The organism is uncultured Psychroserpens sp., from assembly GCF_947500255.1.
Lineage (GTDB): Bacteria > Bacteroidota > Bacteroidia > Flavobacteriales > Flavobacteriaceae > Psychroserpens.
The window spans coordinates 71,496-77,716 of the sequence record NZ_CANMRL010000008.1 but is presented as its reverse complement, the minus strand read 5'-3'; the positions used below and the strand labels follow the sequence as shown (position 1 = coordinate 77,716).

The 6,221-nt window shown below is 35.4% G+C and carries 8 protein-coding genes; all 8 read left to right on the top strand.

Annotated elements, in window-relative coordinates; all coding sequences use genetic code 11:
- The first annotated feature begins 79 nt into the window (after window positions 1–79).
- A complete protein-coding gene (gene paaD / locus Q0783_RS17975) occupies window positions 80–580 on the top strand; it encodes a 1,2-phenylacetyl-CoA epoxidase subunit PaaD (protein ID WP_298897467.1) in 501 nt (166 codons plus the stop codon).
- Between the two features lie 286 nt (window positions 581–866).
- Window positions 867–1,649, top strand: coding sequence for an enoyl-CoA hydratase-related protein (locus Q0783_RS17970; RefSeq protein WP_298897464.1), 783 nt, complete (start codon window positions 867–869; stop codon window positions 1,647–1,649).
- Window position 1,650: 1 nt separating this feature from the next.
- Window positions 1,651–2,805, top strand: coding sequence for a 3-hydroxyacyl-CoA dehydrogenase NAD-binding domain-containing protein (locus tag Q0783_RS17965; protein WP_298897462.1), 1,155 nt, complete (start codon window positions 1,651–1,653; stop codon window positions 2,803–2,805).
- The gene (locus Q0783_RS17960) at window positions 2,806–3,216 is read left to right on the top strand and encodes a hotdog fold thioesterase (RefSeq protein ID WP_230937011.1); all 411 of its coding nucleotides are present in this window, start codon (window positions 2,806–2,808) and stop codon (window positions 3,214–3,216) included.
- Window positions 3,209–3,730 carry a hypothetical protein gene (locus Q0783_RS17955; RefSeq protein ID WP_298897460.1) on the top strand — a complete coding sequence of 174 codons (522 nt, stop codon included), beginning with the start codon at window positions 3,209–3,211 and terminating at the stop codon, window positions 3,728–3,730. Before Q0783_RS17960 ends, Q0783_RS17955 begins: the two co-directional genes overlap by 8 nt.
- Before the next feature lie 12 nt (window positions 3,731–3,742).
- Window positions 3,743–4,951 carry a 3-oxoadipyl-CoA thiolase gene (gene pcaF / locus Q0783_RS17950; protein ID WP_298897456.1) on the top strand — a complete coding sequence of 403 codons (1,209 nt, stop codon included), beginning with the start codon at window positions 3,743–3,745 and terminating at the stop codon, window positions 4,949–4,951.
- The gene (locus Q0783_RS17945; RefSeq protein WP_298897454.1) at window positions 4,952–5,617 is read left to right on the top strand and encodes an FISUMP domain-containing protein; all 666 of its coding nucleotides are present in this window, start codon (window positions 4,952–4,954) and stop codon (window positions 5,615–5,617) included.
- Window positions 5,614–6,216 carry a short chain dehydrogenase gene (locus tag Q0783_RS17940; protein WP_298897452.1) on the top strand — a complete coding sequence of 201 codons (603 nt, stop codon included), beginning with the start codon at window positions 5,614–5,616 and terminating at the stop codon, window positions 6,214–6,216. The genes Q0783_RS17945 and Q0783_RS17940 overlap by 4 nt, the downstream gene beginning before the upstream one ends.
- Window positions 6,217–6,221: the final 5 nt, after the last annotated feature.

Below are 6,221 nucleotides of genomic sequence, written 5' to 3'. Positions count from 1 at the left end.
AAATAGTTCAAAACATATTGCTGCGTTAGCAGAAATAGTTCAAAACATATTGCTGCGTTAGCAGAAATAGTTCAAAAACATGACCGCAACAGAACAACATATAGACGAAACGTTAATCCCAATACTAGAGCAGGTCTCAGATCCTGAAATTCCAGTATTATCTATTATGGATATGGGAGTTGTACGTTCTGCTGTGATTATTAATAATAGTGTAAAAGTAGAAATCACACCAACTTATAGTGGCTGTCCTGCAATGGATGTGATTGGAGATGATATTAAAAAAGCATTAAAAGAGGCAGGTTACGAATCTCAAGTTGATTTGATTTTACATCCTGCTTGGACGACCGATTGGATTACACCAAGAGGCCGAAAAGCACTAGAAGACTATGGTATAGCAGCACCTTTGGAGGCTGAAGCCGATAAAGATGTCTTACTCCATGGAAAACGAATTGTAAAGTGCACCAATTGTGGTTCGCAAAATACACGATTGGTTAGTCAGTTTGGTTCTACAGCATGTAAAGCACAATTTCAGTGTGAGGATTGCCAAGAACCATTCGACTATTTTAAATGTTTAAAGTGACAGCTTGTTGTCATCCTGAATTTTATTTAGGATCTCATCAAGAAATAGTGAAAGTTTATTTATGGCGTTACCCAAAGGTCGCGCTTTCACTACTCGCTCTTTGCAAGGAGCTCAAACAAACCGTTCAATCGCTAACGCGAAAATGGTCAGAAATATAATAATTGACCTACTAAAGGTTGACGTAAAATTTGAATTCAAAAGAAAAATTTAGTCAAGGTTTAGTTAGTCTAGATTTTTTGTTTCTTTTTCATCAATGGAAAAAAGAAAAGAGAGAAAAATATAAGGTATGAGTAATTCGATACAACTAAGAATTGAAAACATGGTTGCGTACATCACGTTCAATAGACCAGAAGTATTTAATAGTTTCAATCGTGAGATGGCATTGAGCTTGCAATCTATAATGGACGACTGTGAAACTAATGACCAAGTGAGGGCCATTGTACTTTCTGGTAACGGAAAAGCATTTTGTGCAGGTCAAGACCTAAAAGAAGTCACAGATCCCGAATTAAATCCAGGGTTTAAAAAGATTCTCGAAGAACATTACAATCCAATCATTACTAGAATACGTGAAATTAAAAAACCAATTATTGCTGCAGTAAATGGTGTGGCAGCAGGAGCAGGAGCAAATATTGCTTTAGCCTGTGATATTGTTGTAGCCCATGAGAACGTAAGTTTTATTCAAGCATTTAGCCTAATTGGTTTGGTTCCTGATAGTGCGGGAACTTACTTTTTACCGCGATTAATCGGATTCCAAAAAGCATCAGCTTTGGCCATGCTAGGCGATAAAGTGTCTGCTGTAGAGGCAGAACGTCTAGGGATGATTTACAAAGTTATGCCTTTAGAGAACTTTGAAGATGACGTAAATAAACTGGCTTATAAACTAGCTCATATGCCAACCAAAGCTTTAGGATTTATTAAAGAGTTATTTAATCAATCCATGACCAATACATTAAAAGAACAATTAGCGCTTGAGTCAAAATTACAAATAGAAGCGGCACAGAGTGAAGATTATGCAGAAGGTGTAGCTGCATTTATTGAAAAACGTAAACCAGAATTCAAAGGGAAATAATATGAACGTAGGAATCATAGGAAGTGGAACCATGGGAAGCGGCATCGCACAAGTTGCTGCAACCGCTGGTTGTCAAGTTAAATTATACGATACCAATCAAGTTGCTTTAGATAAAGCCAAAGCCGCTCTAGAAAAAATATTATTACGTCTAATCGAAAAAGGACGTATCGATACTGTTGAAAAAGAACGAATTCAATCTAATATCTCTTATGTAGGTAGTTTAAAAGCATTGTCAGATTCAAATTTAACAATTGAAGCCATTATCGAAAATTTGGAGATCAAGAAAAAGGTGTTTTCAGAATTAGAAAGTTATGTGGCCAATGATTGTATCATCGCGTCAAATACCTCTAGTTTATCAATTGCTTCAATTGCAGCATCTTTAGAAAAACCTGAGCGTTGTATAGGTATCCATTTTTTTAACCCAGCACCTTTAATGAAATTAGTTGAGGTTATTCCAGCGATTCAAACATCTAAAGAAGTTTTAGAGACTTCGGTACAGACGATTTCCGAATGGAAAAAAGTAGTTGCTGTTGCTAAAGACACACCAGGATTTATTGTAAATCGAGTGGCGAGACCATTTTATGGTGAATCACTTAGAATCTATGAAGAAGGTATTGCCGATTTTGCAACGATTGATTGGAGTTTGAAAACTTTAGGTGGCTTCAGAATGGGACCATTTGAATTGATGGATTTTATTGGTAATGATGTTAACTATACAGTGACCGAAACGGTATTTACAGCGTTCTATTTTGATCCGAGATATAAACCAGCGTTTACACAAAAACGATTTGCTGAAGCAGGCTATTTAGGTAGAAAATCTGGTAAAGGGTATTATGATTACGCTGAAGGTGCCACCAAACCAAACCCAATAGAAGATAAGGCATTGGGACAACATATATTTGATCGTGTTTTAGTGATGCTCATCAATGAAGCAGCAGACGCTTTGTTTTTAAATATAGCATCGGCAGAAGATATAGACAATGCCATGACTAAAGGAGTGAACTATCCTAAAGGTTTATTGACTTGGGCAGATGAAAAAGGAATTGATTGGTGTGTGTCTAAACTAGATGAATTGTATAATGAGTACCATGAAGATAGATATAGATGCAGTCCGTTATTGCGTAAAATGAATAGAGAGAATAAAACGTTCTTTTAAATGAAAGGAGAACAAATTCCATATAAAATGCTAAGTCAAGATGCCTACAGTCAATGGCTAGGCATTGAGATTTTAGAATGTGAAATTGGCCGTTGCAAAGTTGCAATGACTATTCGTAAAGAAATGCTTAATAGTATGAATAAAGCACATGGAGGTATTAGCTATTCACTAGCAGATACTGCATTTGGTTTTGCAGCCAATACCCATGGTAAATATGCCGTATCTATTGAAACGAGTATTAATCACATAGAAGCCTTAGATGAAGGGGATTATTTGGTTGCAGAATCGGTTATAGAAAAAGTAAACAATAAATTAGGCTTCAATATTATAGAAGTAAAACGCGGAGAAGAATTAGTAGCCTTATTTAAAGGCATTGTATATAGAACTCAAAAAGATTGGACACATGATTAAATTAAACACAAAGTACCTCATTGTAATTGTTGCAATGTTATTTACAAGTATCGGATTTACACAAGAAGATGACGTTGTAGAAGAAGAAATCGAGATTAAAGAAGACTTTAACATGTTATTCAATTCTGTTATTGAGATGGATGTCGATAAAAGTATTTTTACTATGTCTCAAGGGAATTCTCATTTTACTGAAGATCAAAAATCAGGAATAGTTGCTATGCTTGTCCCATCGTCTTTTGAAAAGCTAGAGAAAGATTTAAAAAATGAATTATCAAAAGAAGGCACAGAAACGCTTGACAAAGGAGAGCTTAAAGATGGTGATAAACGCATCCTGTTTTTAAAGCAATCCATGGAACGTGAAGGTCAAACATTCTATATACTTATGTTTGCCAAGGAGCATAATGACGAAGCTAGTATTATGGTGACTGCGTTTTATGAGTCAAATCAAGATGCGACCTTTAAAAAGCATGGTGAAAAAGCAATAAAATCGGCTAAACTTGTCGAGAAAGAATAAAGATAAAACTACATGAAAGAAGCATATATCATTGATGGTGTTCGTACACCAATAGGAAATTATAAAGGAACTCTATCTGCTGTTCGAACAGACGATTTAGGAGCTTTAGTGATTTCAGAAGTCGTTAAACGTAACCCTAATATTCCCAAAGAAGCTTATGACGATGTGATAATGGGATGTGCTAACCAAGCAGGAGAAGACAATCGTAACGTGGCACGAATGGCATCATTATTAGCAGGATTACCATTTACAGTCCCAGGAGAGACAGTTAATCGTTTATGCAGTTCAGGATTATCTGCCATTATTCACGCCAATCGCGCTATAAAAGCTGGTGATGGCGATTTATTTATCTCTGGTGGTGTCGAAAATATGACGCGTGGTCCATACGTGATTGCAAAACCATCAACTGGATTTGGAGGTGATTCTAAAATGTATGATTCTACATTTGGATGGCGTTTTATCAATCCCAAAATGCATAAAATGTACGGAACAGATGGCATGGGAAATACCGCTGAAAATTTAGTAGAAAAATATAATATTTCACGAGAAGATCAAGATCAATTTGCCTATTGGAGTCAAATGAAAGCATCAAAAGCTCAAGAAAATGGTCGATTAGCAAAAGAAATCGTAACGGTAGAAATTCCACAGCGTAAAAAAGATCCAATTCTATTTTCAAAGGATGAATTTGTGAAACCTAATACATCACTGGAAGTTTTAGGGAAATTAAGAGCAGCCTTTAAAAAAGAAGGTGGAAGTGTAACCGCTGGAAACTCTTCAGGATTAAACGATGGTGCAGCTGCTACAATTATTGCTTCAGAGGATGCAGTTAAAAAGTATAATCTAAAACCATTGGCAAGAATTGTAAGTTCTGCTGTGGTAGGTGTAGAACCAAGAATTATGGGAATTGGTCCAGTACAAGCGTCAAACAAGGCGTTGGAAAAAGCTGGATTAACCATGGATGATATAGATGTTATAGAATTAAATGAAGCCTTTGCAGCTCAAGCGCTCGCATGCACAAGAGCATGGGGATTGGCAGATGATGATCCGCGATTAAATCCAAACGGAGGTTCGATTGCTATTGGACACCCGCTTGGAGTTACAGGAGCAAGAATCGCTTACTCAGCAGCTTTAGAGTTACATGAACAACAAAAGAAATATGCTCTAATTACTATGTGTATTGGTGTTGGTCAAGGATATGCAGCTATTATAGAACGAGTTTAGATGAAGTGGATAAACACTTTTTTTATAGTAATCGTATTTCTTTTAGTTATAAAACTAAAAGTGTCAGCTAGTGATATAGTAGAAGATGAAGTAATTGTCGAGCTCAAAGTACCGACAAAAACTAACTTTTATTTAGATACTAGAAATGATAAAAAATACGAGTTAATCAAAATAGACAAATTATGGTGGTTCAATCAAGATCTAGATTTTAAAACACCAACAAGTGACTATTTTGATTCTAAAAATGAAGCTTTTTCAAAAAGTCGTTTATACTATTATGAAGATGCAGTTAAAGTTTGTCCAAAAGGATGGAGGTTGCCAAATCTAAAGGAATTTGATGTTTTTCTTAATCAAATTTCTGAAGAAGAAGTGCATGGGATAGCTGAATTAAATTACAACTGGGATAATATTAATAAAGAGCATCCTAAGGGTTTTAAATTCAGAAAGACTGGCTTTTTGCATAAAAAAAAGAAATTGTCAAAGTCTAGCTTTAATATGTGGATTTTCAATGATAATTCTGAAGATGCATATCATGCTCATATGTATGAAAGTGATAAAGGAAATTTACAATTATTTAGACATACGCATACACACAAAAAACCAAAGAAAAATAGAAGATTTGCGGTAAGATGTGTTTGTGAAGATTCAAATTTTGAACCAAAATGAAAATTTTAATTATAGGAGGACACGGAACAATTGGTAAAAAGGTAAGTGAACGCTTAACTCAAAAACATGAAGTATTAATCGCTGGTAGAACTTCTGGTGATGTAACTGTCGATTTTTCAGATTCAGAATCTATAAAAGCTATGTTTGAGTCTGTAGGACAATTAGATGCTATTGTAGCTATTGCAGGAGATGCTAAGTGGGATAAGTTAGATAACCTTTCCGAAGACGATTTTTATATAGGAATCAAAAGCAAAATGATGGGACAGGTTAATGTGGTAAGAATTGGCAAGGACTATTTGAATTCAAATGGATCTATAACCTTGTCCACGGGAATTTTAGCCGATGACCCCGTAGATATGACCACTAGTGCAGCAATGGTAAATGGTGCTATTAATAGTTTTGTTAAAGCTGTGGCTTTAGAGTTGAACCAAGGAAAGCGTATCAATGTAGTGTGCTCTGATTTGGTAGAAGATTCATTTGAAAAATATAAGGACTATTTTCCCGGAAATACACCAGTACCAATGCATAAAATTGTTGATGGTTATGTAAAATCTATTGAAGGGAAAATTACAGGAAGAATATTAAGAATAATGGCTTAACGAGT